This window comes from Streptomyces sp. NPDC091282, from assembly GCF_044757385.1.
Taxonomy (GTDB): Bacteria; Actinomycetota; Actinomycetes; order Streptomycetales; family Streptomycetaceae; genus Streptomyces; species Streptomyces gramineus.
The window spans coordinates 452,332-476,666 of record NZ_JBIVUX010000005.1 but is presented as its reverse complement, the minus strand read 5'-3'; the positions used below and the strand labels follow the sequence as shown (position 1 = coordinate 476,666).

The 24,335-nt window shown below is 74.3% G+C and carries 23 protein-coding genes; 9 read left to right on the top strand and 14 right to left on the bottom strand.

Annotated features, from left to right (window positions below; genetic code table 11):
- Position 1 precedes the first annotated feature (1 nt).
- Positions 2-1,237 (bottom strand): amidohydrolase, encoded by a 1,236-nt coding sequence (locus ACIQOE_RS25545; RefSeq protein WP_401413926.1) that lies wholly within the window; start codon positions 1,235-1,237, stop codon positions 2-4.
- 170 nt (positions 1,238-1,407) lie between these two features.
- Between ACIQOE_RS25545 and ACIQOE_RS25540 the strand changes: the two genes are divergently transcribed.
- A complete protein-coding gene (locus ACIQOE_RS25540) occupies positions 1,408-1,653 on the top strand; it encodes an antitoxin (protein WP_351933539.1) in 246 nt (81 codons plus the stop codon).
- A 34-nt stretch (positions 1,654-1,687) separates the two neighbouring features.
- On the opposite strand, the gene ACIQOE_RS25535 is transcribed toward ACIQOE_RS25540, so the two are convergent.
- Both ACIQOE_RS25535 and ACIQOE_RS25530 read right to left on the bottom strand, forming a co-directional pair.
- Positions 1,688-2,626 (bottom strand): MIP/aquaporin family protein, encoded by a 939-nt coding sequence (locus tag ACIQOE_RS25535; protein ID WP_351933537.1) that lies wholly within the window; start codon positions 2,624-2,626, stop codon positions 1,688-1,690.
- Between the two features lie 124 nt (positions 2,627-2,750).
- Positions 2,751-3,416 (bottom strand): SDR family NAD(P)-dependent oxidoreductase, encoded by a 666-nt coding sequence (locus tag ACIQOE_RS25530; protein WP_365560881.1) that lies wholly within the window; start codon positions 3,414-3,416, stop codon positions 2,751-2,753.
- 320 nt (positions 3,417-3,736) lie between these two features.
- On the opposite strand from ACIQOE_RS25530, the gene ACIQOE_RS25525 reads away from it, so the two are divergent.
- On the top strand, positions 3,737-5,032 hold the full coding sequence (locus ACIQOE_RS25525) for a hypothetical protein (protein WP_401413923.1): 1,296 nt from the start codon (positions 3,737-3,739) through the stop codon (positions 5,030-5,032).
- Between the two features lie 16 nt (positions 5,033-5,048).
- Here the strand turns inward: ACIQOE_RS25525 and ACIQOE_RS25520 are convergent, their stop codons facing one another.
- The 4 genes from ACIQOE_RS25520 to ACIQOE_RS25505 form a co-directional block, all read right to left on the bottom strand.
- A complete protein-coding gene (locus ACIQOE_RS25520) occupies positions 5,049-5,723 on the bottom strand; it encodes a hypothetical protein (RefSeq protein ID WP_401413921.1) in 675 nt (224 codons plus the stop codon).
- 183 nt (positions 5,724-5,906) lie between these two features.
- A complete protein-coding gene (locus ACIQOE_RS25515; protein ID WP_351316829.1) occupies positions 5,907-6,341 on the bottom strand; it encodes a hypothetical protein in 435 nt (144 codons plus the stop codon).
- Positions 6,342-6,424: 83 nt separating this feature from the next.
- Complete coding sequence (locus tag ACIQOE_RS25510) at positions 6,425-7,183, bottom strand: DUF4232 domain-containing protein (protein ID WP_365560892.1); 759 nt, start codon at positions 7,181-7,183, stop codon at positions 6,425-6,427.
- A gap of 159 nt (positions 7,184-7,342) precedes the next feature.
- The gene (locus ACIQOE_RS25505) at positions 7,343-8,065 is read right to left on the bottom strand and encodes a DUF6445 family protein (RefSeq protein WP_351316823.1); all 723 of its coding nucleotides are present in this window, start codon (positions 8,063-8,065) and stop codon (positions 7,343-7,345) included.
- Positions 8,066-8,314: 249 nt separating this feature from the next.
- Between ACIQOE_RS25505 and ACIQOE_RS25500 the strand changes: the two genes are divergently transcribed.
- Positions 8,315-9,118, top strand: coding sequence for a DUF4142 domain-containing protein (locus ACIQOE_RS25500; RefSeq protein WP_351317843.1), 804 nt, complete (start codon positions 8,315-8,317; stop codon positions 9,116-9,118).
- A 5-nt stretch (positions 9,119-9,123) separates the two neighbouring features.
- On the opposite strand, the gene ACIQOE_RS25495 is transcribed toward ACIQOE_RS25500, so the two are convergent.
- Complete coding sequence (locus ACIQOE_RS25495; protein ID WP_351316820.1) at positions 9,124-10,770, bottom strand: alpha-amylase family glycosyl hydrolase; 1,647 nt, start codon at positions 10,768-10,770, stop codon at positions 9,124-9,126.
- Between the two features lie 284 nt (positions 10,771-11,054).
- On the opposite strand from ACIQOE_RS25495, the gene ACIQOE_RS25490 reads away from it, so the two are divergent.
- On the top strand, positions 11,055-12,008 hold the full coding sequence (locus ACIQOE_RS25490; protein WP_401413918.1) for an LAETG motif-containing sortase-dependent surface protein: 954 nt from the start codon (positions 11,055-11,057) through the stop codon (positions 12,006-12,008).
- Between the two features lie 98 nt (positions 12,009-12,106).
- On the opposite strand, the gene ACIQOE_RS25485 is transcribed toward ACIQOE_RS25490, so the two are convergent.
- Positions 12,107-13,069, bottom strand: coding sequence for a nucleoside hydrolase (locus ACIQOE_RS25485; protein WP_351933522.1), 963 nt, complete (start codon positions 13,067-13,069; stop codon positions 12,107-12,109).
- Between the two features lie 166 nt (positions 13,070-13,235).
- Between ACIQOE_RS25485 and ACIQOE_RS25480 the strand changes: the two genes are divergently transcribed.
- A complete protein-coding gene (locus ACIQOE_RS25480; RefSeq protein ID WP_401413916.1) occupies positions 13,236-14,015 on the top strand; it encodes a hypothetical protein in 780 nt (259 codons plus the stop codon).
- Between the two features lie 6 nt (positions 14,016-14,021).
- Here ACIQOE_RS25480 and ACIQOE_RS25475 read toward each other — a convergent pair whose 3' ends face one another.
- Both ACIQOE_RS25475 and ACIQOE_RS25470 read right to left on the bottom strand, forming a co-directional pair.
- Positions 14,022-14,816 carry an SDR family oxidoreductase gene (locus tag ACIQOE_RS25475; RefSeq protein ID WP_351933518.1) on the bottom strand — a complete coding sequence of 265 codons (795 nt, stop codon included), beginning with the start codon at positions 14,814-14,816 and terminating at the stop codon, positions 14,022-14,024.
- Positions 14,817-14,884: 68 nt separating this feature from the next.
- Complete coding sequence (locus tag ACIQOE_RS25470; RefSeq protein ID WP_365565166.1) at positions 14,885-16,228, bottom strand: helix-turn-helix transcriptional regulator; 1,344 nt, start codon at positions 16,226-16,228, stop codon at positions 14,885-14,887.
- 197 nt (positions 16,229-16,425) lie between these two features.
- Between ACIQOE_RS25470 and ACIQOE_RS25465 the strand changes: the two genes are divergently transcribed.
- Both ACIQOE_RS25465 and ACIQOE_RS25460 read left to right on the top strand, forming a co-directional pair.
- Entirely contained in the window at positions 16,426-16,548 is a 123-nt protein-coding gene (locus tag ACIQOE_RS25465) for a hypothetical protein (protein ID WP_351316805.1), read from the top strand.
- Between the two features lie 160 nt (positions 16,549-16,708).
- On the top strand, positions 16,709-18,670 hold the full coding sequence (locus tag ACIQOE_RS25460; protein WP_401413914.1) for an Ig-like domain repeat protein: 1,962 nt from the start codon (positions 16,709-16,711) through the stop codon (positions 18,668-18,670).
- 4 nt (positions 18,671-18,674) lie between these two features.
- Here ACIQOE_RS25460 and ACIQOE_RS25455 read toward each other — a convergent pair whose 3' ends face one another.
- Positions 18,675-19,730, bottom strand: a complete 1,056-nt coding sequence (locus ACIQOE_RS25455; RefSeq protein ID WP_351316800.1) for a hypothetical protein — start codon at positions 19,728-19,730, stop codon at positions 18,675-18,677.
- 123 nt (positions 19,731-19,853) lie between these two features.
- Positions 19,854-20,996 carry a PP2C family protein-serine/threonine phosphatase gene (locus tag ACIQOE_RS25450; RefSeq protein ID WP_365565158.1) on the bottom strand — a complete coding sequence of 381 codons (1,143 nt, stop codon included), beginning with the start codon at positions 20,994-20,996 and terminating at the stop codon, positions 19,854-19,856.
- Positions 20,997-21,149: 153 nt separating this feature from the next.
- Between ACIQOE_RS25450 and ACIQOE_RS25445 the strand changes: the two genes are divergently transcribed.
- Both ACIQOE_RS25445 and ACIQOE_RS25440 read left to right on the top strand, forming a co-directional pair.
- On the top strand, positions 21,150-21,590 hold the full coding sequence (locus tag ACIQOE_RS25445) for a hypothetical protein (RefSeq protein ID WP_351316795.1): 441 nt from the start codon (positions 21,150-21,152) through the stop codon (positions 21,588-21,590).
- 357 nt (positions 21,591-21,947) lie between these two features.
- Complete coding sequence (locus tag ACIQOE_RS25440; protein WP_401414220.1) at positions 21,948-22,943, top strand: hypothetical protein; 996 nt, start codon at positions 21,948-21,950, stop codon at positions 22,941-22,943.
- Here the strand turns inward: ACIQOE_RS25440 and ACIQOE_RS25435 are convergent.
- The gene (locus tag ACIQOE_RS25435) at positions 22,936-24,309 is read right to left on the bottom strand and encodes a PLP-dependent aminotransferase family protein (RefSeq protein ID WP_401413911.1); all 1,374 of its coding nucleotides are present in this window, start codon (positions 24,307-24,309) and stop codon (positions 22,936-22,938) included. The genes ACIQOE_RS25440 and ACIQOE_RS25435 overlap by 8 nt on opposite strands.
- Between the last annotated feature and the right edge of the window lie 26 nt (positions 24,310-24,335).

Below are 24,335 nucleotides of genomic sequence, written 5' to 3'. Positions count from 1 at the left end.
GTCAGGGCGCCAGCCAGTGGCCGGCCGCCGCGAGCAGGGCCCGGACGCCCGTCTCCAGGGTGGGCTCCTGGGCGGGGGCGAAGTGCGGGGAGTGGTTGGAGGGGATCTGCGGCGGGATGCCGTCGCGGACCAGCGCCTCCAGGTCGACGTCCACGAAGAGCCGGTGGTCGGCGCCGCCGACGAACCAGAACACCGAGGGGACCCCGAGGGCCGTGCCGAAGGCGCCGAAGTCCTCGCTGTTGGGGACCGGCGAGGTCAACTCGAACGTCAGGCCCGGGAATTCGGCGGCCAGCGCGGCCTGTACGGCCTCGGTGGCGGCGGGGTCGTTGTGGGTGACCGGGAAGGAGTCGATGGGGACGATCTCCGGTTCCCGCGGCGCGGCGGAGGCCGCCGCCTCGGCCCGGACGATCCGCTCGACCGCCGCCAGCACCCGTTCCCGCACGGCCGCCGTGGTCGACCGTACGTTGATCTTCAGCTCGACGGTGTCCGGGATGATGTTCTCCTTGGTGCCGCCGTGGATCGAGCCGACCGTGACCACGGCCTGCTGGCCCGCGCCGACTTCGCGGGAGACGACCGTCTGCAGCCGCATCACCACGGCCGCCGCCATGACCACCGGGTCGACGGTGGCCTCCGGCGTGGACCCGTGCCCGCCCCGCCCGAACAGCGTGACCCGCAGGCTGTCCGCGCCCGCCATCAGCGCCCCCGCCCGGGTCCCGACCAGCCCGGCGGGCGCGGCGGCCACGTGCTGGGCCAGGCACACGTCCGGCCGCGGGAACCGCTCGGCGAACCCGTCGGCGAGCATCTTCGGCGCACCGCCCACCTCTTCGGCCGGCTGGAACACCGCCACCACCGTCCCGCGCCAGCCCTCCCGGACCGCCGCCAGCCGGTCGGTGGCCCCCAGCAGCCAGGCGACGTGCATGTCGTGCCCGCACGCGTGCATCACCCCGTCGTTCTCGGAGGCGTACGGCAGGCCGGTCTCCTCCCGCACCGGCAGCGCGTCCATGTCGGCCCGCAGCAGCACGACGGGTCCTTCACCGTTGGCCAGCACCCCGACCACTCCGGTGCCGCCGACCCGCTCGGTGACCTCCCAGCCCTGGTCCCGCAGCCGCTCCGCGACCACGGCCGCGGTCCGCTCCTCCTGGAAGGACAGCTCCGGATGCGCGTGCAGATCCTCGTACAGCGCCCGCAGTTCGGGGAGCTTCCCGGTCAGTCCGGCCAGCAGAGGGCTGATGCTCATGGCGTCGTCTCCAGAGGTGGATGGCGGTGCTTGCCCGACGAGTCTCCACCGTCACCGGTGGCGGGAGACGCCCGGGCGCTCCTTTCACGCCCCGCCGGACGCCGCACGCCCCGCAGGTCGCCCCGGGTGCGGTCTTGCCCCGGACGGCCCGCGCCGGAGACCATTCCCGCATGTTCGATGGACTGGACGGACTCAAGAACCTGGCGGGCAAGGCGGCCGAGAAGGCGAAGGACGTCGCCGAGGAACACGGCGACGCCATCGAGACCGGCCTGGAGAAGGCCGGCGACCTCGCCGACCGGCACACCGACGGCAAGTACGGCGACCAGATCGACACCGGGGTCTCCAAGGCCCGGCAGCTGGTCCGGCGGCTGGGCGAACAGGCCGGCGAGGAGGGCCCGGAGAAACCCGGGCCCTGACCGCCGTCCACCACCGCCGCGCGTCCCGCTCCGGCTACGGCTCGTCCGTGGTCGGGCGGGTCCGGCCCGGCTCAGGCAACTGGCCCCGCTTCAGGCGGGCGTGCAGGACGTCACCGATGAACAGGTCGTAGATCAGCACCCCGATCACGCCGCCGACCAGCGGGCCGACGATCGGGATCCACCAGTAGCCGGTGAATCCGGCGCCGTTGCCCGGGAACGCGAGACTCTTCCACCCGGCCAGCCAGGTGAGCACCCGCGGACCGAAGTCGCGGGCCGGGTTGATGGCGTAGCCGGCGTTCGCGCCGTAGGACATGCCGATGGCGGCGACCGCCAGGCCGATGATGAACGGGCCGAGGTTGGACCCGACGGCCGTGTTGCGCAGGTCGATGACCGCGACGACGAACATGACCAGGAACGCGGTACCCACGATCTGGTCGATCAGCGGCCCCCAGATCCCGCCGTGGAAGTACGGCGCCGGGAAGGTCGCGAAGATGGAGAAGGTGGCCTCGGTGTGCCCGCCCACCTTCGGCGGCTGCGACGCGGCGTCGAACGCGTTGATGGCGTCGTGGTACACGAGGAAGACCAACGCGGCGCCGGCGAAGGCGCCGAGGACCTGTGCCGCCCAGTAGGGCACCACCTTCGCCCAGGGGAACCTGCGGCGCACGGCGAACGCGAGCGTCACCGCCGGGTTCAGGTGGGCGCCGCTGACCCCGCCGGCCACGTAGATGGCGAAGGTCACGGCCAGGCCCCAGCCCCAGGCGATGAGGAGCCAGTCACCGGCGGCCAGGAAGATCGTCGTGGGTGTCGCCGCCCGGCCCGAGCCCGGCAGCGCGGCCACCGCCATCGCGACGGAACCGGCTCCGAACGCGAGGATGACGAAGGTCCCGAGGAACTCCGCCAGGCACTCACCGAGCAGGCCTCCACGGCTTCTGAGCCGGGAGGGCTTGAGGAGAGGAGGTATTTCCACCGCCATCGCTGGCCCCCTTTAGCCATCGCTGGCCCCTTGAGAGGAGCAATCGCGCCGAACGCCATATCGGCCCACAAATGATGTTCGCGCAGATTCGCTCGTCCCGCCCGGCGGAACCTCCTGCGCCGCGCTATCCGTCGAGGTCGTCGGCGTAGTGCCGGAAGCCGTGCCGGTCCCGGTGGATGGCCCAAAGCGTGTCGGCGAGCACGGCGGGGTCCTTGCGCGCGTGTCCCTCGACGATGGCCCCGGGAATCACCAGTTGCGCCACGTGGATGCCCTCGCCGGCGAGGGCGTCGTGCAGCAGGTGCCCGTAGGCGCTCTCGGCGGCGAAGGCGACGGAGGTACCGGCGCGGTCCGGGTGCGGAATGACGGCCGTGCCGCCGTTGACCAGGAGGACGGTCCCGCGGCCCAGTTCGCGCATCCCCGGCAGCACCTGCTGCACCGCGGCGACGGGCCCGTACACCGAGAACTCGACGGGCCCGAGCAGGTCCGCGTGGGTGGTCTCCAGGACGGGACGCATGAAGTCCGGCTGCGGCACCGGGCTGTACTGCAGGATCTCGACGGTCCCCAGTTCCTCACCCGCGCGCTCCAGGGCGCCGGCGAGGGCGAGCGGATCCCGTACGTCGGACGGGTACCCGCGGGCCTCGACACCGAGGCCGGCGAGTTCCTCGGCCAGCGCGGCGAGCCGGTCCGCGTCGCGGGCGAGCAGCGCGACGCGGTGCCCCTCCCGCCCGAACCGCCGGGCGACGGCGGCCCCCAGCCCCGGCCCGGCTCCCACGATGGCGATGCTGCTCACGACGTGACTCCTGACGGCCGGCGCGACGAGGACGTACGTAGCTCCGTACCGCGCCACCGCCCGCTTCACACGTGTTCCGGCCGGGGCGGCCGGAGATTCCGCTCCGGCCGCACCCGCGGACCCGGGACGCGGGGCCGCGGCATCCGGGCCGGTGACGGGGGCCGTGTCACCCGGGTGGGTGGCGTGGGCTCGTGGGCGGGGGTGGGGCGGGTGAGGGTGGTGGTGGGCGTCGTGCCCGCGCCGGCGTCCGGCACGCCCGCGCGCGGCGCGTCCCGTCGCGCCGGGCACGCGGCCCGGTCGTCGGCGAGGAGGAGGCACGGATGGCGGACGCCGGGTCCGAGCGGGCCGAGTGGGAGGAACTGCGCGGACGGCTGACGGCGCTGGAGGACGAGCGGGCGCGGCGGACCTCGCGGCACCGCGGCCGGTCCCTGCTCGGTGCCGTCCTCGTCGTCCTCGGCTGTCTCCTCGCCCCGCTCTCCGTCGTCGCCGCGTGGGCCGCCGACGTGGTGGGCGACACCGGCCGCTACGTCGCCACCGTCGGCCCGCTCGCCTCGGACCCCGCCGTGCAGGACGCGGTCGCGAACCGGGCCACCGACGCGCTGATGAGCCGCCTCGACCTGCCCGCGCTGCTCGCCGACGTGACCCCGGCGGACCGGCCCCGGCTGCAGCAGGCGCTCGGCGGCAGGCTGGGCGGCGCGCTCGAAGGGGCCGTCCGCAGCCTCGTCCACGACGAGGCCCGCAAGGCCGCCGCGTCGGACGCGTTCAGGACCGTCTGGACCGACGCCAACCGCCGGATCCACAGCAGCCTCGACAAGGCGCTCACCGGCAGCGGCGGCGGTGCGGTCCGGCTCACCGACGACACCGTCACCCTCGACCTCGGCCCGCTCGTCGACCAGGTCAAGCAGCGGCTCGTCGACGCGGGCCTGACCCCCGCCGAGCACATTCCCAGCGTGCACACCGACTTCACCCTCGCGCGGTCCGACCAGATCGCCCGGTACCGGACGTACCTGCGGCTGCTGCAACTCGCGGGCAACTGGCTGCCGGTGCTGGCCGTCCTGCTGATCGCCGCCGGTGTGCTGCTCAGCGTCCGGCGCCGCCGCGCCCTGGTCGCGGGCTGCGCAGGCGTCGCGGTCGCCACCGGGCTCCTCGGCATCGGGCTGAGCGTGTTCCGCACGTTCTACCTGGACCGGCTGCCCGCGGGCGTCTCCCCGGGCGCGGCCGCCGCCGTCTACGACGCGCTGGTGCACTTCCTGCGGACCACCGTGCGGATGGTCGTGGCCGTGGCCGTGGTGGTCGCCCTGGGCGCCTGGCTCACCGGTCCCGGCCGGTACGCCGGGCTGGTACGGCGGCTGTGGTCGGCCGGGATCGGCGCGGTGCGGTCCACCGCCGGCCACGCCGGTCTGCGGACCGGCCCGGTCGGCCCCTTCGTCCGCCGCCACCACGCCTGGATCGGCCGGCTCCTGGTCGTCGTGGCCCTGGTGGTCTGGCTGCTGTGGTCCTACCCCACCGGCTGGGTGGTCGTCGGCATCGCCCTGTGCCTGCTGGCCGCCCTGGCGGTGGTGGAGTTCCTGGCGTCGCCGGAGCCGGACGACGGGCGCCGCGGCGGGCCCGCGTAGCCGTCGCGCGCGGGTGTCATTCCTCCGGCGGCTGCGCCTCCATCAGGCGTTCCGCGATGTCGTCCGCCCAGGCCTGGGCCCAGTGCCGCAGGTCGGCGACCGCCGGCTCGTCCAGGCCGTACGCGGTGAACTGCCGGTCGTCGATCCAGTCGGTGCCGGTCAGGCGGGCCTGGAGGTCGGTCAGGTCGAAGGTGTCGCGGGCGTGGCGGCGGCCGAGGTCCTCCAGGTCGGGCAGGCTCCAGCGGTCCGCCGCCGCGTGCACGACGAGGAGGTCACGGGGCAGGCCGCGGTCGGTCAGCGCCCAGACCCGCATGCCGACCGTGTCCGCCAGGGACAGCGTCAGGCCGAGTTCGGTACGGACCGGCGGGTGCCACAGGGCCTCCTTGAGGAGGTCGACCTCGCCGGCCTCCTCCGACACGGTGTCGGTGACGATCAGTTGCGCGGAGAGCGGGTCCGTCTCGCGTCTGCTCACCTGCCAGCCGTGGTCGCGCAGGACCGCGGCGACCGTCTCGGCGATGGTCCGCATCGGTGCCGGGTGCTGGGTCGCGGCCTCCAGCGTGCGGCCGGGCCGGTCCAGCAGGCCGTGGGCCAGGGCCGCGTAGTCGCCGGTCAGGGCCAGCGGATAGGCGGCCCCGGCGGACAGCAGGCCGGGCAGCAGACGCCGGTGCAGTTCGGACAGACCGACGCTCACGCGACGGCCCCGGCGCGGCGGGGGAGTTCGGCGGGGGTGGGGGGTGCCATGGGGGGATTATCGCTGGCCGGACGGCGCGGCGGGGCCACGGCGCCACGTCCGGCACCGAGCCGTCCGCGGGGCCCGGCGGCTCCACCGGCCGCACCGGCTTCCGCCCTGTCCGCGCCCCGGGATGACCGCGTGTCAGACGTGTGCGGCGTGTTCGGGCCGGTACAGGGCCAGTGCCCAGATCACGAAGAAGTCGATGCCGATCATGATGAGGGCCCAGAGCGGGGCGTAGGGCAGGAACAGGAACTGGGCGACCATGCTCAGCGCGGCCAGGAAGATGCCGACGCCGCGGGCCCAGCCGGGAGCGCCCTTGAGGAGGGCGGCACCGGCGATGACGCCGAGCGCGCCCAGGATCACCAGGATCCAGCCCCACCCGGTGAGGTTGATCTTGTAGACGTAGTTGTGGATGCGGGTGTACACGTCGTCGGTGGCGATGGCGGAGATGCCCTGCAGGATGGCGAAGATGCCGTTCATCAGCAGGAGGACCCCCGCGAAGACCACCCCGCCGGTGGCCCAGCCGCTGTTCGGGGCGGGCGCCGGTGCCGGCGCCGGATGCGTCTGCTGTGTCATGGGTACGACGATCCGGCCGCCCTCGGCACCGCACCACGGGGGTTACGCCGAACGGGTGAAGCGGTTCCCCGCGGCCCGAGGGGTCACCGGCCGACCGGGCCGACGTAGGTCCCCGGGTGGGTCGCGCCGTCCTGGAGCACCACGGGACCGCCGTGCCAGGGCAGGTCGTACGAGGTGCGCTGGTCCGGCGCGGTGATGACGACCGTGGTCGGCGTGAAGGCGGTGGAGTCGCCCGCGTCGGAGGGCAGGTAGGTGAGGGTGAAGCGGGCGGCGGCGCCGCTCGCCAGGGTGACCCGCTGCGGGGTGGCGTCGGTGCGCCGCAGCGACCACTGCCGGCCGCCGTCGACCAGGTCGACGCCGGGGAAGCCGTAGAGCGTGCAGGTGCGGCCGCTCTTGTTGGTGAGCGCCACGACGGCGTGCTTCTGACCGCTGCCGCTGCCGGTGTCCGCCCAGGAGTAGCCGAGCCCGGAGGCCTGGCAGGCGGCGGTCGCGGAGCCGCCCCCGGCCGCCGAGCCGCCCGTACCCGTGCTCCCGCCCGTGCCGCGGCCCGAGCCGCTGGTGTTCCCGGCCTGCGCGGCCCCGGAGCCGGCGGAACCGCCCGAGCCCGTGGATCCGTTCGAGCCGGTGGAGCCGGTGGAGCCGGCCGGGTTCGACGAGCCCGTGGAGCCGTCGGAACCCGCCGTGCCACGGGCCGAGTCGCCCGCCGCCGGGGCCGCCGTGCCGCCGTCGGAGGTGACGGAGCCGGACGCGGTGCCGTCGCACGCGGTCAGCGCGGCCATCAGCGCGGCGGCGCCGGCCAGGGCGGCGGCGGTCCTGCGGAGGTTGCGGCGGCGGTTCGACATGGGGTCCCCCAGCGGTGGTGTCCTTCCCGGCTCTCTGCCGGACACCTCTTTCGATGCGGCCCCGGACGGCGAAGTTCGGGGCCGGCCGTCACGGGACCGTCGTGGTCGTGTCACGCCCGCCGTTACGGACCGCGGCCACCCGTCGTCTCCCGCGGGGTGTCAGGCCATCCAGAAGAAGACCGCCGTCATGCGCTTCTCCTCCAGCGTCTTCCCGGCGTAACGGGTCGCGCTGTGCACGAGGTTGGCGTTGTAGAGGAGCAGCCGGTTGTACTTGTGCGGGACCCGGACGTCCTCCTCGAAGTGGTCGCCCGGCACGAACCGGGTCCCGAGCGCCTCCACGAGGTTGTTGTGCGGGGCCTGCACGATGTTGCCGCCGAGCCGGCCGCCGGGCAGCGACTGGCGGTAGAAGGCGGTGCCGCAGTCCTTGGCGACACCGGGGTTGAGGTAGAGCACCGCCGCGTACCGGCACAGCGACCGCGAGTCGGTGTGCGGGCGCGGCTCGCTCTCGCCCTCGCCGACGACCTGGACGCAGTTGTGGTTGAGGGTGCCGCCGCCGGGCGCCTGCTGCACCCACAGCCTCCCGGCGCCGGTCGCCTGCCGCACCAGGCCCTCCACGACGGCGAGTTCGGCGGGCTCGAGGCCGGGCATGGTGCGCAGTCCCGGCCAGGTCTCCGAGGTGTACGGGTATCCCTGGACCCAGTCGTCCTTGGCCAGGCAGCGCTCGCGCACGGCGTCCACGTCCGGCAGGACGTCGTCGAAGACCCAGTAGTCGCGGCCCTTGGTGGGCTTGCGGTACGGAAGGACGGGCAGCGCGGCCGGGCCGGGGCCCCGGCCGGGAGCGGCGCCGCGGGGGAGGCGCGGGGAGGGTGGCTGTGGGGGCATACCGCGACGCTAGGCCCGCCTTTGTCATGGCCACATTCACCAGGGGAAGTCATCACCTTCCCCTGGGCAAGACATGGGAAGACGGGGCTCCGGGCAGAGCAGGCCCTCACAATTTCTTTGCCAAACCAAAAGGTTTCCGGTGCTTCCCGCATCCGTATTCACCGGTGACCTACCCCGCCCCTGCGCGGGACCACTGACCGGCAGGAGGCACCGGTGCGCTTTTCGCGGAACGCGACGGGAACGCTCTTCGTGGGCGGAGCGCTGAGCATCACCCTCGTGGCGCTCGCCTACCCGAGCATGCTGGGCGTGAACACCGTATCCAGCGACACCAACCGGGTGATCGCCAACACCCAGTGGGGACCCCTGACCGAGGGCGACCGCGACTTCGTGGTGAAGGTGCGCGCGGCCGGACTGTGGGAGTACCCGGTGGGCCAGCTCGGCCTGAAGAAGGGCCAGAGCCAGGCGGTCATCACCGCGAGCAAGCACCTGATCGACGGTCACGCGGCGCTGGACGCCAGCTGCCGCAAGATCGCGCCCATGCTCAACATCGCCATCCCGAACCTGCCCTCCCCGCAGCAGCAGGGGTTCGTCAACACCCTGACCGCGGACAGCGGCAAGAAGTTCGACACCGACTTCGCGAACATCCTGCGGGTCACGCACGGGTCGATCTTCAACACCATCGCCAAGATCCGCTCCACCACCCGCAACACCCTGGTGCGGATCCTGGCCGACCAGGCCAACGCCACGGTCCTCGACCACATCACGGTGATGGAGCAGACCGGACTGGTCGACTTCCCCTCGGTCCTCTTCCAGGAGACGACCCCGCCGAAGCTGCCCGCCACCGACCTGACCCCGCCGCCGCCGGACGGCGGCCAGCCGCAGGTCGTCCTCACCCCGCCGGTCAACAGCACGACCAGCCCGCCGGCCCTGCCGGGCGAGAAGGGCTTCACCGGCTCCGGTGCCGGGGTCGGCACCGGAGCGGGGACCGGGGACGGGACCGGCCCCACCACCGGGGTGAACGTGACCCCGGGCGCCAGTCCCACCGCCGGCTGACCCCGTCAGGCGCCCAGCCACACCGTGGTGTCGGGCGGCAGCGTGCCGTCCAGCGGCAGCGGCACGCTGGCCAGCAGCACTTCGCCCGGCGGCAGCGGCACCGGCGCGTGCGACACGTTCGTGACGCACCGCCAGCCGTCCGACCGGGCGAAGTGCAGCACCCCGCGCGGTGCCTCGGCCCAGGCCAGCGTCTCGCCCTCGATCAGCTTGCGGCGCAGCCGCAGGGCGGTGCGGTAGAGCTCCAGGGTGGAGCCCGCCGTACCGGCCTGGGCCGCGACGGCGTACGACCCGAACCACGCCGGCTGCGGCAGCCAGGCACCGCCGGACCCGAAGCCGTACGACGGCCCGTCCGGCGTCCACGGCAGCGGCACCCGGCAGCCGTCACGGCCCTTGCGGGCATGGCCCGTCTGCTCCCAGACCGGGTCCTGGAGGACGCCCTCGGGCAGGTCCGCCGCCTCGGGCAGGCCGAGTTCCTCACCCTGGTAGACGTACGACGAACCGGGCAGCGCCAGCATCAGCAGGGTGGCGGCGCGGGCCCGGCGGAGGCCATGAGCGGCATCGATCTCCGGCGCCCGGCCGCCGGACAGCAGCCACGCGTTCTCGTCCGTGCCCGGCGGCAGCGTCAGCCGGGACGCGTGCCGTACGACGTCGTGGTTGGAGAGCACCCAGGTGGCGGAGGCACCGGCCGCGCGGGCGGTGGCCAGCGAGCCGGTGATCGCCTCGCGCAGCGCGTCCGCGTCCCACGGGGTCTGCAGGTACTCGAAGTTGAACGCCTGCCCGAGTTCGTCCGGGCGGGCGTACAGGACCCGGCGGGCACCCGGCACCCAGGCCTCGGCGACGGCGGTGCGCGGCGGGGTGTAGGTGTCGAAGACGCGGCGCCAGTCCCGGAAGATCTCGTGCACCCCGTCGCGGTCCCAGTAGGGATGGGTGCCGGGCGGCACCCGCTCCAGCGCCTCCTCGCCGGTCGCGCCGAACTCCGCCACGTCCCGCAGCGGCTGCGCGAGGTCCTTCACCAGGGCGTGCGCCACGTCGACGCGGAAGCCGTCGACGCCCCGGTCGGACCAGAACCGCAGGGTGGTGCGGAAGTCGGCGCGGACCTCCTCGTGGTCCCAGTTCAGGTCCGGCTGCTCGGGCGCGAAGAGATGCAGGTACCACTCGCCGTCCGGGACCCGCTGCCAGGCGCTGCCGCCGAACACCGACCGCCAGTCGGAGGGCGGGAGTTCGCCGTGCTCGCCGCGGCCGGGCCGGAAGACGTAGCGCTCGCGGGCCGCCGAGCCGGGACCGGCGAGCAGGGCCTCCTGGAACCAGGGGTGCAGGCGCGAGGTGTGGTTCGGGACGATGTCGACGATCACCTTCAGGCCCAGCCGGTGCGCCTCGGCGGCCAGTGCGTCGAAGTCGTCGAGGGTGCCAAGGCGCGGGTCGACGTCCCGGTGGTCGGCGACGTCGTAGCCGCCGTCGGCCAGTTCGGACGGGTAGAACGGGCTGAGCCACAGGGCGTCCACGCCGAGCGTGCCCAGGTGGGAGAGGCGCTGGGTGATGCCCCGCAGGTCACCGAGCCCGTCGCCGTCCGCGTCGGCGAAGCTGCGCGGATACACCTGGTAGATCACGGCCTGGCGCCACCAGTCGGGGTTGCGGGAGGAGAGGTCGGCCACGCGCGTTCCTTTCGGCGGGGACGGAATCCGAGCGGGAAAACCGAGGACAAGTCTGTCCACAGTGCCGGGAAAGTGAACCTTCGCACCGACCGGAGTGGATCATTCCCTGTGTGCAGGAGTGGTGACGATCGCCGAACACCCCTTGATTCACCGCAGGTTGACAGGCTTCACCGCGCCACACGACCATGGGCGCACACCGTGGCGCATGTGACCAGTGAGCCTGGTGTCTCTTCGCCTTCCGCAGCCTCCGCTGCCCTCCTCGCGAGATCCACGACGGGATATCCATGTCCATAGCCAGACATCTCACCGCGCACCGCCTGCTGGGGACGGGCCTCGCGTCGTTCGCCCTGTGCGCCGCCTCCGTCGCCGGGGCGTCCGGCGCCTTCGCGCACGGCGGCGCCCCGGGCGGTGACGGCTGGAAGTCCGGCGGCCACTACAGCCCCGGCACCGGAGCCGGCACCGAGACCGGCACCGACAAGTGCCAGTTCTCGGTCGACGGCACGGACTTCTTCGACTCGGTGAAGGTCGACGACCAGAACCTGAAGGTCTCCGCCGACGGCAAGGTGCACCTCAAGGTGCGGGCCGCCGCCGGTGCCGCGAGCTGCACCGCCTCGCTCGCCTCCTACCTGGCCCACGGCGCCACCTTCGCCACCTCCGGCCGGCAGGTCTTCGTGGACTTCGACTCGGTGACGGTCCAGCAGGGCCAGAGCGACTCCCTCGACATCGCCGTCCCGGACGCCGGCTGCTTCGCGCAGATCGACCTGTACCGGGGCGCGGTCAAGTTCGACGGCGAGAAGGACGCGAAGGACGGCTTCGTCCACGGCGACCTGCCGGCCGGCCCGGACCACGCGGTCATCAAGGACAAGCTGATCGCGTCCTGGAACGGCGGTACGAAGGACTGCGCGACCGGCGAGTCCTCCTCGCCGTCCCCGTCCTCGACCCCCTCGCCGTCCGCCTCGGAGTCGACCCCGGCCGGCGCGACCACCCCGCCGTCCTCGCAGCTCCCGTCGCCGTCGGCGAGCGAGTCGACCGGCACGGCCACCCCGTCGGCCGCCGCCTCCGAGTCGACGACCGCCCCCGCGCCCGCCCCGAGCACGAACTCCGGCGGTGGCGGCGACCTGGCCCACACCGGCGCCGACTCCAGCACCCCGCTCATCGCCGGCGGCGCGGCCGTGCTGCTGGCCGGCGGCGCGGCGATCGTCGTCGCCACCCGGCGCCGCAAGGCCACCCGCGCCTGACCCCGGGCCCCGCACGACACGCCCCGGCCGTCCACGACGGCCGGGGCCTACGCGTCCGGGCCACCCGCCGCCGGTCGCCGCCGTCCGGCCGGACAGCCCTAGGCGGCGACCGTCTCCAGGTACAGCTTCACGTAGCGGGCCACGTCCACGTCCAGGGCCACGTCCACCATGGCCCGTTCACGGCCGGCGCCGTGGATCTCGGCCTCGCCCGGCCGCGGCCTGCGGTCGACGACGGTCTGGCCGCGGGTCGCTCCCGGGGCCAGGGAGACCTCGACCGGCAGGTGGCGGGTGGTCAGTCCGGCCGGGTCGGCGACGGCGCAGACCGCGCCCGCGTCACCGAGACCGCCGTCCGGGTCGTCGCCGTCCGGGTCGGGGGCGGCGGGCCGGTGGGCCAGCAGGTCACCGGCGAGCCGGGCGCCGGGTTCGGTGCTCGCGCGCAGCCTGCGGACGTCCGCGCCCGGCACCACGACCCGCTGGAAGACGTCCAGGCCGTACATGGTGATCGGGACGCCCGCGGTGAGCAGGATCGCGGCGGCCTCCGGATCGTGCCAGACGTTGAACTCGGCCACCGGCGTGGCGTTCCCGGTGGCGACCGCGCCGCCCATGAAGACGATCCGCTCGATGTTGCGGGTGACCTCGGGATGGGTGCGCAGCAGCAGGGCGATGTTGGTGAGCGGCGCGGTCGGGACCAGGGTGACCGGGCGGGGCGAGGCGAGGATCTCGCGGCGCAGCAGGGTCACGGCGTCGACGTCGGCGGGGCGGCGGGCGGGCGCGGGCAGTCCCAGGTCGCCCATGCCGTCCGTGCCGTGCACGTGCCGGGCCGACCGGGCCGCCTCGATCAGCGGCCGCTCGGCACCGCGAGCGACCGGTACGTCCCCGGCCCCGGCCCGTTCCAGCACGGTCAGCGTGTTGCGGACCACGCCGTCCACGTCCGTGTTCCCGGCCACGCAGGTGACGGCCCGCAGGTCGATGCCCGGGTGCCGGACGGCGAACAGCAGGGCGAGGGCGTCGTCGACCCCGGTGTCGCAGTCGATGATCACAGGGATGGGCTGAGCGGTCACGGGGACTCCTTTTGTCGGCCCGACTCTACGACCGGCCGCCGGCGGCCCGTCCGGCACGGGGTGGCACGCGGCTCACCCGGACGGACCGGAGCGGTGGTGAGCGGGCGGCAGGGGTGATGGCGTGATCTCACGCGTCCACCACTCCCGTCACCGAAGAGGCCCCGCCATGAGAATCGTCGCCTCCGGTCTCGCCGTCGCCGCGCTGCTCGCCACCGGCGCCTGTACGGCGGCCCGGCCGCCCGAGCCGCCCGCCGCGGGCGCCTCCCCGGCGGCGAACGCGACCGCGGCGGAGCGCCCCGCGCCCGCCAGCCCGGCCGCCTCGCCCGGCGTCCCGGCGCTCACCCCCGACCAGGCGCAGGCCGCGCTGATCGACGCGGGCGACCTCGGGGTGCCGTGGACGGCCGGCGACTCCACCGCCACCTGGCACGACGGGCTCCTCAAGGCCGGCACCGCGCAGCCCGACTGCCAGCGCCTGCTCGACGCCCTGTACGCCGACGAACTGCTCACACCGGCCGGCCCGCACGCCGTCGCCGTCCTCGACGACGGCGACGACGACGCCCAGCTCCGCTACCAGGTCTACGCGAGCCGCGCCGCCGACGTGGACCGGACCCTGGCCTGGCTGCGGGCGGTGCCCGGCACCTGCGGGCAGTTCAGCGCGCAGACGACCGCGGCCGGGACCGAGACCGTGCAGGTCGCCGACTCCGGGCTCGGCACCGTCGGCGAGGCCCGGCAGGGGCTGCGGGTCACCCTCACCACGCAGCCGTCGACGGACGACGACCCCACCACCCTCACCGTGGACATCGCCGTCGTCCGCGTCGGCGACGACGCGATCGTCCTGACCGCGGGCGCCCTCGGCACCCTCCCGGACCGCACCGCCGAGGAGACCCTGGACATCGGCGTCCAGCGCCTCGCCCAGGTCCGCGAACAGGGCCGGGCCCAGGCCTAGCGAGCGTCAGGGCAGGATCGCGTCGACGTAGCCGCCGTCCACCCGCAGGGCGCCGCCGGTGGTCGCCGACGCCTGCTCGGAGCTGAGGTAGACGACCATGTGGGCGATCTCCTCCGGTTCGATCAGGCGCTGCAGCAGGGACTGCGGCCGGTGCTCGCGCATGAACGTGCGCTGCGCCTCTTCCCAGGGCAGCTCCCGGTCCACCAGTTCGTACACGAAGTCCTCGACGCCGGCGGTGTGCGTGGGGCCCGCGACGACCGAGTTCACCGTCACGCCGGTGCCGGCCGCCTTCTTGGCGAACCCGCGGCTCACCGCCAGCAGCGCGGTCTTGGACATCCCGTAGTGGATCATCTCGGCCGGGATGACCACCGCCGAGTCGCTGGCGATGTACTGCACCCGGCCCCAGCCGCGCCCGGTCATGCCCGGCAGGTACAGCCGGGTCAGGCGCACCGCGGCGAGCACGTTGACCTCGAAGTAGCGCCGCCACTCGTCGTCGCTGAGCTCCAGCGGGTCGGCGGCCCCGAAGACGCCCAGGTTGTTGACGAGGACGTCCACCGCGGGCAGCAGTTCCAGCGCCCGGTCGGCGCCCTCGTCGGTGGCGACGTCGGCGGCCACCGGCACCAGGTCGGCGCCGGGGACCCGCCGGGCCAGCGCCCTTACGGCCTCGGCCACCCGGCCCTCGTCACGGCCGTTGACCCCCACCCGCGCGCCGGCCCGGGCGAGTCCTTCGGCGATGGCCGCGCCGATGCCCTGCGTGGAGCCGGTGACCAGCGCGGTACGTCCTGTCAGATCGATGTGCATGGGCGGAGGGTTCCCCCCGCCCACCGGTGAATGCCGGTTCCTGGGCCGAACGGTCCAGTGCGGCGCCCCTACAGCGGCGGCTGGGCCGGAGCCGGGCCCAGGGTGGTGGTGCCCGGGGCCGTGCGGTGGCCGAGGCCGGTGCGGTACGCGTCCAGGGCCGCCTCCACCCGGCCGGAGCGGCGCAGCAGGTCGCCCAGCAGCCGGCACAGGTCCGCCAGGTCACCGGCGGCGCCCGCCCGCTCCAGCAGGCTCAGCGCGCGGACGTAGTGCTCCTCCGCGGCCTCCGTCTCCCGGGCGTCCTCGGCGATGATGCCGAGCAGGCGGTGCGCGGCGGCCGCGTGCACCGCGCCGCGCTCGGAGGAGAAGTCGCCGAGCACGTCGTGCAGGAGCGCGGCGGCCTCCTCGGACTTGCCCCGGCGGTGCAGCACGTCGGCCAGTTCCACGGCCGCCTGGCTGCGGTACAGGGCCGCCCGGGTCTCCGACAGCATCGCGAGGGCTTCCCGCAACTCCGCTTCCGCGCGCTCCAGTTCGCCGTTCTGCGCACAGACGTACCCGCGCATCCAGTGGCAGTTGGCGAGTTCGGTGCGCAGTTGGAGCTGGCGGTACAGCTCGGCGGCCTTGGCCAGTGAGGCGTCGGCCTCGGCGGCCCGGCCCTCGGCGAGCAGGGTACGGGCGACGGAGCGGTGCATCCGGGCGATCAGCGCGGGGTCGCCGGCCTGCGGGGCGAGGGCGAGGGCGAGTTCGGCGGCCTGGGCGGCGCGGGCGTGGGCGCCCATGTCCATGTACGGGCCGATGGCGGAGGCGTACAGGAGCAGGAGGGCGTCGGGGTCGTGCAGGCCGCCGCGGTTCAGCTCGTCGAGCGTGGTCTCCAGGAGGTAGACGGCGTACCGCAGTTCGCCGGCGAGGTAGTGGCTGACCGCCCGGCCGCGGATCGCCGGCACCCGCACCGGCAGCGGCTCCTGCGCGGTCCACAGCTCGGCGCGCTCGAAGAACTCCCGGGCCCGTCCCAGCTCACCGGTGTCCAGGGCGCACTCGCCCAGCCCGAGCAGCGCCGTCGCCTGCTCGATCGCGAGCCCGTGCGCCTCGGCCTCCTCCAGGAGGGCCGCGTACAGTCCTGCGGCCTCCTCGGCCGCGCCGGTGGCCAGGGTGCGCTGCGCCTCGGTGAGGCGCAGCCTGAGGTCGGTGGCGAGGTGGGCGGGGCGCCCGCTGGCCAGCTCCTCGAAACCGATGCCGAGCCGTCCCGCGATGTGCCGCAGCGCCTCGTCGGAGGCCCGCACCCGGCCCGCCTCCAGGGTGGAGATGTAGGCCGGCGTGTAGGCCGGTTCGGCCAGCTGGCGCTGGGTCAGACCCCGTTCGGTGCGCAGGTGCTGCACCCGCCGCCCGATGGTCTCCGGATCGTCCCGTTCCTGCATTCTGTCACTCGCCCCCAACTCCCCCTGGACCCCTTGCCGTTGAGCTCTGTCAGCCCCTAGGTTAAACGGCGGATTAAACACGCTTAACCCGCCCCTGTCGTTGCGAGGTCGCCGTGCTCGGACGCACATCCGCACGCCCCACCGCACTCCCCCACTCCCGGCTGCGCTCGATCGGGGGGACCCCGACCGTCCGTAGTGTGGCAGCCGCCGTGATCGCCGTGGCGGCGCTCATCACCGCGGCCAACGCCGGCCCCGCCAGAGCGACGGACGACACCCCCCGTTCCACCACGCCGGTCACCGCCGAACACGCGCCGCGCTGACGCGTCCCGGCCGGCGGGCAATCCCGGTGCTGATTGTCAGTGGCATGACCTAGTCTTCCTCACATCCGTCACACGCGGCCCACAGCGCACGCACAACACGCAGGCCGCGCCCCTGTGACGCCCATTTCGTTCGATCCGGGGGGTTCGAATCAGCGTGCGTATGCGCACCCGCACCGTCACGGCCGCCACCGCTCTCGCGGTCCTCTTCAGCTCCGCGGCGCTGGCCGCCACCACACCGGCCTTCGCCGACACCGGCGCTCCGCTGCCGATCAGGTCGACCGGTGACATCGTCGTCGACGGCGTGCACCGGCAGGTCTTCGTCAGCGACCCGAGCAACGGCAAGATCGTCGTCACCGACTACTCGGGCGCCGTGCTCAAGCAGCTCACCGCGAACCTCTCGGGGGTCTCGGGCCTGGAGCTGTCCGCGGACTCCGGCACGCTCTACGCGGCCGTCCAGGACCTGGACGCCGTCGCCGTGATCGACACCGCGACCGACACCGAGACCGCCCGGTACGCGGTCGGCGACAAGCCCCGCAGCGTCGCCCTCGCGGGCGGCAGGCTGTGGTTCGGCTACGGCGGCGCCACCCAGGGCGACATCGGCTCGGTCGACCTGACCGACGACCGGCACGAGGTCACGCTCGGCCAGGACGACCGGTGGTACGAGGCGCCGCTCCTGGACGCGGCGCCCGGCTCCGCCACCCTGGTCGCGGGCGAACCCGACCAGAGCCCGGTCGAACTGGCCTCCTACGACGTCTCGTCGGGCACCGCGACCCGGCTCGCCTACACCCGCGAGGCCGGCAGCAACCTCGGCGACCTCCAGGTCACCCCCGACGGCAAGGACGTCGTGGTGGCCAGCGGAGCGCCGTACTACCAGCAGGTGTTCAAGACCTCCGACCTCAACGAGGACGGCAAGTACACCAGCACCAACTACCCGAACGCGGTCGCCATCGCCCCCGACGGCACGGTCGCCGGCGGCACCGACTCCTCGTACGCCCCGGACATCTACATCTTCCACCCGGGCAGCAGCGAGGCCGTCCGCGACTACGAGCTCGGCGACTCCAACACGCTGCTCGCCGCCGGCGGACTGGCCTGGGCGCCGGACGGCTCCCGCCTGTTCGCGGTGGCCTACGACGGGATGGGCGCGTACACCCTGCACGGGTACGACACCCCGGGCCGGGCGGCGACCACCGTCACGGTGAACGCCCCGGCGACGGCCGCCCGCGCCAAGCAGCTCACCGTCACCGGCACGGTCTCCTCGACGGCCGCGCTGCCCGCCGGCACCCGGGTCGCCGTCACCCGCACCGACCTCGACTCGCCGAACGGCAAGGCACTGCCCGCCGTCACCGTCCGCGCCGACGGCGGCTACTCGTTCACCGACACCCCGCCGGCCGGCGGCAAGGTGACGTACCAGGTCTCCTACGCGGGCGACGGCGAGCACGCGGCCGCCTCCGGCAAGGACACCGTGGACGTCTCCCGCGCCGTACCGACGCTGACGCTGAACAACAACGGCAAGGTGTACGCGTACGGGCAGGACGTGAAGTTCACCGCCCACCTCGGTACGACGTACAAGAACCGCTCGGTGCAGATCTGGGCCGACCCGTTCGGCGCGGACAAGCCCAACAAGCTGGTCACGTCGGGCAAGGCCGACGCGCACGGCAACCTCTCCGTCACCCTGGACCTCAAGCGCGACACCAAGGTCACCGCGAAGTTCACCGGTGACGCCCGCTGGGCGCCGCGGTCGGTGTCCAGTTCGGTGGGCGCCGAGGTCAGCATCTCGATGACGGCGAGCGGCCAGTACAAGACGAAGAAGACGTGGGGCCAGACCTACGCCTTCTTCCACAAGACCAGGAACCCGCGGTTCACGACCAAGATGCCGTACTACGGCGGCCGTGCGCAGCGCTTCGACTTCCAGGTCTACTACCAGGGCCGCTGGTACGCGGACACCTCGAAGTACTTCGCGCTGGCCACCAGCGGCATCTCCCAGGTGGAGATCACCGGCAACCACAAGCAGGACGTCGGCTGGCGCTTCCGGGTCCGCTCCGACTACATCAACGGCACCTCCGGCGACACCGTCAACTCCACGACCTACGGCGCCTGGAAGTACTTCACCTTCACGAACTAGTGCCTCAGCTGGTCTGAAGCTGCCGCAGGTGCTGCTGGACGTTCTCCAGCGCACCTTCCCGGCGGCCCGGCACCCTGAGTCTCAACTCCGCGAGCGCGGGTCCCAGTTCACGGGCCCGCGCCGCGTCCTTGATGGCCCCCCACTGGTGGTGGGCCCGGTCCGCGGCCGTCTCCACGGCCGGCGCGTCGGCGGGCTGCCCGGCGGCCAGCCGGACGTGCGCGACGGTCAGCCAGGTCCGGCAGCTGCGGGCCGCGTCCCCGGCGAACATCGCCAGGTCGGCCCGTACCTCGGACCAGTGCAGGGCGTCCTCGGAGGCCGGTCCGTGCGCCCGCGCGGCGGCCTCCTCCCAGCGGGCGGCGAGCCCGTCGGCCTCCGCGTACCGGCCGCCGCGCGCGGCCTCGCTGATGGCGTCGTGCGGATCCCCGCTGTCCGCGGTGCGGGTGCTGAGCAGAACACAGGCCGCGGCCTCGGCGCCGAGCCGCGCCAGCACCTGCTGGTGCAGCAGCGCGAGCGGCGGCCGGTGCCCGCTGCGCAGCACGGTCGCCACCGCCTTCATGTACGAAGGCGAAGCGACCTCACGGCGGGCCGGCGGCGGAGCGATCCGCCCGTAGACCGCGTTGTTGCGCCCGGAGTCCAGCGGGGCGCCGCGCAGCAGCTCCCAGGTCTCGTGGTCGGCGTGCAGGTCCAGGACGAGCGTGGTCGCCCCGGCCGGCCGCAGCCGCAGCTCCTCGCGGATCCAGTGCCAGGGCAGGCCGGTGTAGCGGACGGTGGCGGGCGTGGTCCGGGCCAGCGCCAGATGCGGCAGCCGCTGCCTGCGGTCCAGCTGGAGCTGGCCCGTGACGAACACGGTGAGCGGGCCCGGGGCGGCCGCGGCGGCGCGCAGCCGGGTCAGCACGGCCTGCGGCTCCAGCGGGTCGGCGAGTTCCACGACGTTGGCGGTGTCGGTGCCGGACAGTATCGCCGGGGGCACGGCCGCGAGCACGGGGAGCACGGAGGCCGCGTCCACCAGGCACCCCTTGCCCGTCGGCGAGGCCGCGAGCAGCAGCACGGTTCCGGGCATCGGCCCTCCCCCTTGTCCCCAGGTCCACTTACGTCAGCACGTTAACCGCTGCGCCTGCAAAGCGGGGGTCACGGGAGGGGTTTGGGTCGGGATGGGAGTGTTCCGCGTGGCGCCCGTGCCCGGTCAGGGCGCCGTCGTCCGGCGGATCGCGAAGATCGTGGTGTCGTCGGAGACGCGGCCCCTGGTGTGCCGGAGCACGCCGTCGCGGACGTGGGCGACCAGGAGGGCGGGGTCGGAGGTGGCGGCCCGCGAGACCTCCTCGGACAGCGGGAAGAACGCGCCGTCCGCGTTCCGCGCCTCGGTGACGCCGTCGGTGGTGACGAGGAGGGTCTCGTCGGGGGCGAGGACGATCGTGCGGGTCGGCGGCGGGCCCGAGCCGGAGCCCGTCACCAGCTCGCCCATGCCCAGCGGGAGTCCGTCGCCCTGCGGCAGCGCGCGCACCCGGGACGGCCGCACCGCGAGCGGCGGCTCGTGGCCGAAGTTGACCACCTCCACCGCGGCCGGCTCGCCCGGCGGGAAGCCCAGCAGCACCGCGGTGGCGAAGCGGTCGCCGTCGTCGTGGCCCAGGGCGACCGTGTGGCCGCGGTGCCGGAGCATCCGGGTCTCCAGCCGGCCGGCCACCGTCGCCAGGTCCTTCTCGTGGTAGCCCGCCTCCCGGAACGTGCCCAGCAGCGCGGCCGCCGTCTCCACCGCGCCCAGCCCCTTGCCCTGCACGTCCCCGACGAGCACCCGGGTGCCGTAGGGGCCCGGCTGGATGTCGTAGAAGTCGCCGCCGACCCGGGCCACCGTGTCCGCGGCGAGGTAGACCTCCGCGTGTTCCAGGCCCGCCCAGCCCGGCGGCAGCGGACGCAGCACGGTACGGCGGGTCGTCTCGGCGATGTCCCGCATGTGCAGCATCCGCCGCTCGCTCCCGACCCGGACCGCGCAGGCGATCACGGCCAGCACCCCGGCGAAGGTGACCAGGATGAAGTCGGGGAGCCCGGCCTGGTACTTGTGCGGCCACAGGCTGTCCACGAGCAGGTAGTCGAGGACCGCGAGCAGCGCGAAGGCGGCCGTCGCCCAGATCCCGCAGATCGCCGCCGCGATCCCGGGGACCAGCACGATCCAGGAGATGATCCGGAACCGCTCCGTGGTGTTGAGGTCGACCAGGGTGATCCCGGCCAGCAGCAGCAGGGGCGCCGCCCAGGAGAAGCTGCGGCCCCTGACCCAGTCCAGGGGCTGCCGACGCAGGTCCTGGCGCCGCCGCGGGGCCGGGTGGTCGGTCACGACAGCCAGCGAACCACGGGCCGGGCACCGCCGCACGTCGTGACCGCCCGCGCGGAACGCCGGACGGCCGACTCGCCACGGGGTGGCCGACTTGCCACGGGGTACCCGCAGGTGTGCCCTGGAAGCCGGGGGCGAGGAGAGAGGAGCACTCTCATGGCTCAAGCGGCACCCACGGCCGGCGGTACCTCCCGGCGGGGCCCCACGCCCGACTTCTTCAGCCCGCACACGCACGTCATGGGCAGGATGGCCCTCCCGATCGTGACCGGGCTGATCTACGGCTACTGGGCGGCCTCCAACCGGCGCAGCGGCGGCCCCATCACCGGCTGGAACCTGCTGTTCGGCTTCGTCACCGCGATCGTCTTCGCCCTGGTCCTGTTCGGCGTGCTGACGATCGCCCCGCGGCTGCGGCGGGAGGTGCACGCGCTGATGTGGACCGCGTTCCTGGGGATCGCCTTCGGCTTCCTCTACAGCCAGAGCGGAGGGTCGATCCTGCGCTCCGTCGGCATGTCCCTGGCGGTCGCCGCGGTGACCTTCATCGTGATGTTCTACCGCTTCTACACGCACGAGGACGAGGTGGGCCATCGCATCCGGTGACCGCTCCCGCCCGCGCGTGGGCCCCGGCCGGTCGGCCGGGGCCCACGCGTTTCCCCTGGATCCCTCGCGGGACGTTCCCCTCACCGGCCGCCGGCCCACCGAGGCGGCCCGGCGGCATCCCTGCGAAGCCGCTCCGGCGTTTTCGGCCGGCCGTCACGGCTCCTCAGCACCAGGAAACACCCGTTCGGGCCAACCCTCCACCGGAGCGCGGTGTCCCGCGGTCCGCGCCGCCCGGCGGGCCGTCCACGGGCGCCCTCGTCGTCCGTTCGGCCCCATCCGGCGCCCCGCCGTGCCCCGGATGCAGTCCCACCGGTCGCCTGACCCGTCCTCAGGGGCTTGCCTTGAGACGTGCCCTCCGTGCCCCCCGCGCCCACAGGGCCCGCGCGGCCGGTACGGCGCATCCGGGCCGCACGTCTCAGGAACGCCCTGTCGGCGCTGCTGACCGTGCTGTCCTGCCTGCTGCTGCCGTTCGGCGCGCTGGCGGCCTGGGCGGCGTACGGGCTGGCGGACACCGGACAGTACGTCAGCTCGATGGCGCCGCTGGCCGACGACCCGGACGTCCGGGACGCGGTGGCGGACACCGTCGGCGACGGCATCATGCGCGAGGTGGACGTCGGCCGGCCGATGCAGGCCACGGTGGCGCCCTTCGTGCGTGAGGCGGTGCGCTCGTTCACCCAGACCCGGGCGTTCCGGCTGGCCTGGGACGCGGGCAACCGGGCCGCCCACGACGCGGTCCTGGGCGCGCTGCAGGACGAGCGCGAGGAGGCCGTGACCGTCGACCTCGCGCCGGTGACCGCCCAGGTCAAGGACCAGCTCACCCAGGACCATGTGCCGCTCGCGGCCCGCATCCCGGTCCAGCACACGGCCGTCGCGGTGCTCCCGGCGGCCGAACTGGACCGGCTCCGGAAGGGGTTCCACGTGCTTGAGGTCGCCGGCTTCTGGCTGCCCGTGGCGGCGGCCGTCTTCGCGGTCGCCGGTATCGCCGTCGCCGTCCACCGCCGCCGTGCGGTGCTGGCGACCGCGCTGGGCACGGCGCTCGGCGGCGGCCTGCTGGGGCTCGCCCTCAGCGTCGGCCGCCGGCTCACCCTGGCCGGTCTGCCGCCCGACGTCCCGCACCCGGCGGCCGCCGCCGTCTACGACGCCCTGACGTCCACCCTGCGCACGGTCTCCTGGCTGCTGCTGGGTCTCGGCCTGGCGGTGGCCGTGCTGGCCTGGCTCGGCGGACGGCTGCGCCGGCGGCCGGGCAGCGCGCCGGAGCCGGAGCCCGAGCCCGAGCCGGTTCCCGGGACGCCCGAGGCCGCGGCCCTGCGGACGGACTCGCAGCCCGCCGGGCAGAACCTGCCGATCAGGTGACGTGCGGCCCGGCCGCGTCCGCGCTGCCCGGCGGGTGCTCCGGAGGGTGGTGGGCCGCCAGGTCCGCGAGCGTGCGCAGGGCCGCCACCAGCTCCGGCTCGGCCGCCGAGGCGAGGCCGATCCTGACCGCGTCCGGCGTCCGCTTCGGATCGGTGCGGAAGGCGGTGCCCGGCGTGATCCCGATGCCGTGCGCCGCCGCGACCGCCGTGAAACCGTCCGCCCGCCAGGGTGCGGGCAGCTCCCACCAGGCGAAGTAGCCCCGCGGATCCGCCCGTACGGCGAACCCGCCGAGCAGTTCGCGGACCAGCCCCTGCCGCCGTAGGGCCTGCTCCCGTTTGGCCGCGACGAGCCGCGCCACCGTCCCGTCCGCGATCCACCGCACGGCCGCCTCCAGCGCGAACGCCCCCGGCCCCCACCCGCCGGACCGCACGGCCGCCGCCACCGCGTCCACCCGGTCCTCGGGTACGACGGCGAACCCGACGGTGAGGCCGGGCGCGACCCGTTTGGAGAGCGAGTCGACGACGTGGACCAGGTCGGGCGCGAGCGCGGCGAGCGGCGGCTCGGGGCCGGTGTGCAGGAACGACCAGACCCGGTCCTCCACGACCGGCAGCCCCAGCTCGCCCACGCACCGCGCGAGCTGGAGCCGCCGCTCGGCGGGCACGGTCAGGGACGTCGGGTTGTGCAGGGTCGGCTGGAGGTAGAGGGCGGAGAGCGGCGCGGAGCGGTGCGCGGCCCGCACGGAGTCGACGACGGGCCCCCCGGCGTCCGTGCGCACCGGCACGAGCGTGACGGAGAGCCGGGCGGCGACCTCCTTGACCAGCGGATACGTCAGCGGTTCGACCCCGACCCGGCCGCCCGGACCGACCAGCGAGGCCAGGGTCGCGGCGAGGGCCTGCCGGGCGTTGCCGGTGAACAGGACACGGCCGGGGGAGGGCCGCCAGTCCCCGGTGGCGAGCAGCGCGGCGGCGGCCTCGCGGGCCCGCGGGGTGCCGTCGGCGGCGCCGGTGCGCAGCGCGTCGCCGAGCGCGTCGGCCCGCAGCAGGGGGGCGAGCGCGGGGGCCAGCAGCTCCTGCTGGCCGGGCACGGAGGGGTAGTTGAGTTCCAGGTTGACGCGGGCGGTGCCGTCCTCGACCAGGGCCCGTCCCTGCGGGGTGGCCTCGGTGGCCCGGACGAAGGTGCCGCGCCCGACCTCGCCCACCACCAGGCCGCGCCGCACCAGTTCGGCGTAGACCCGGCCCGCGGTCGAGGCGGCGATTCCGTGCCGTCGCGCGAACGCCCGCTGCGGAGGCAGCCGTTGCCCGGCCCGCAGCCGTCCGCGCGCGATGTCCAGCGCGATCCGGTCGGCGATTCCCCTGAAGTCGTTCACGCCCCGTCCCTCCCCCGCCGGCATTG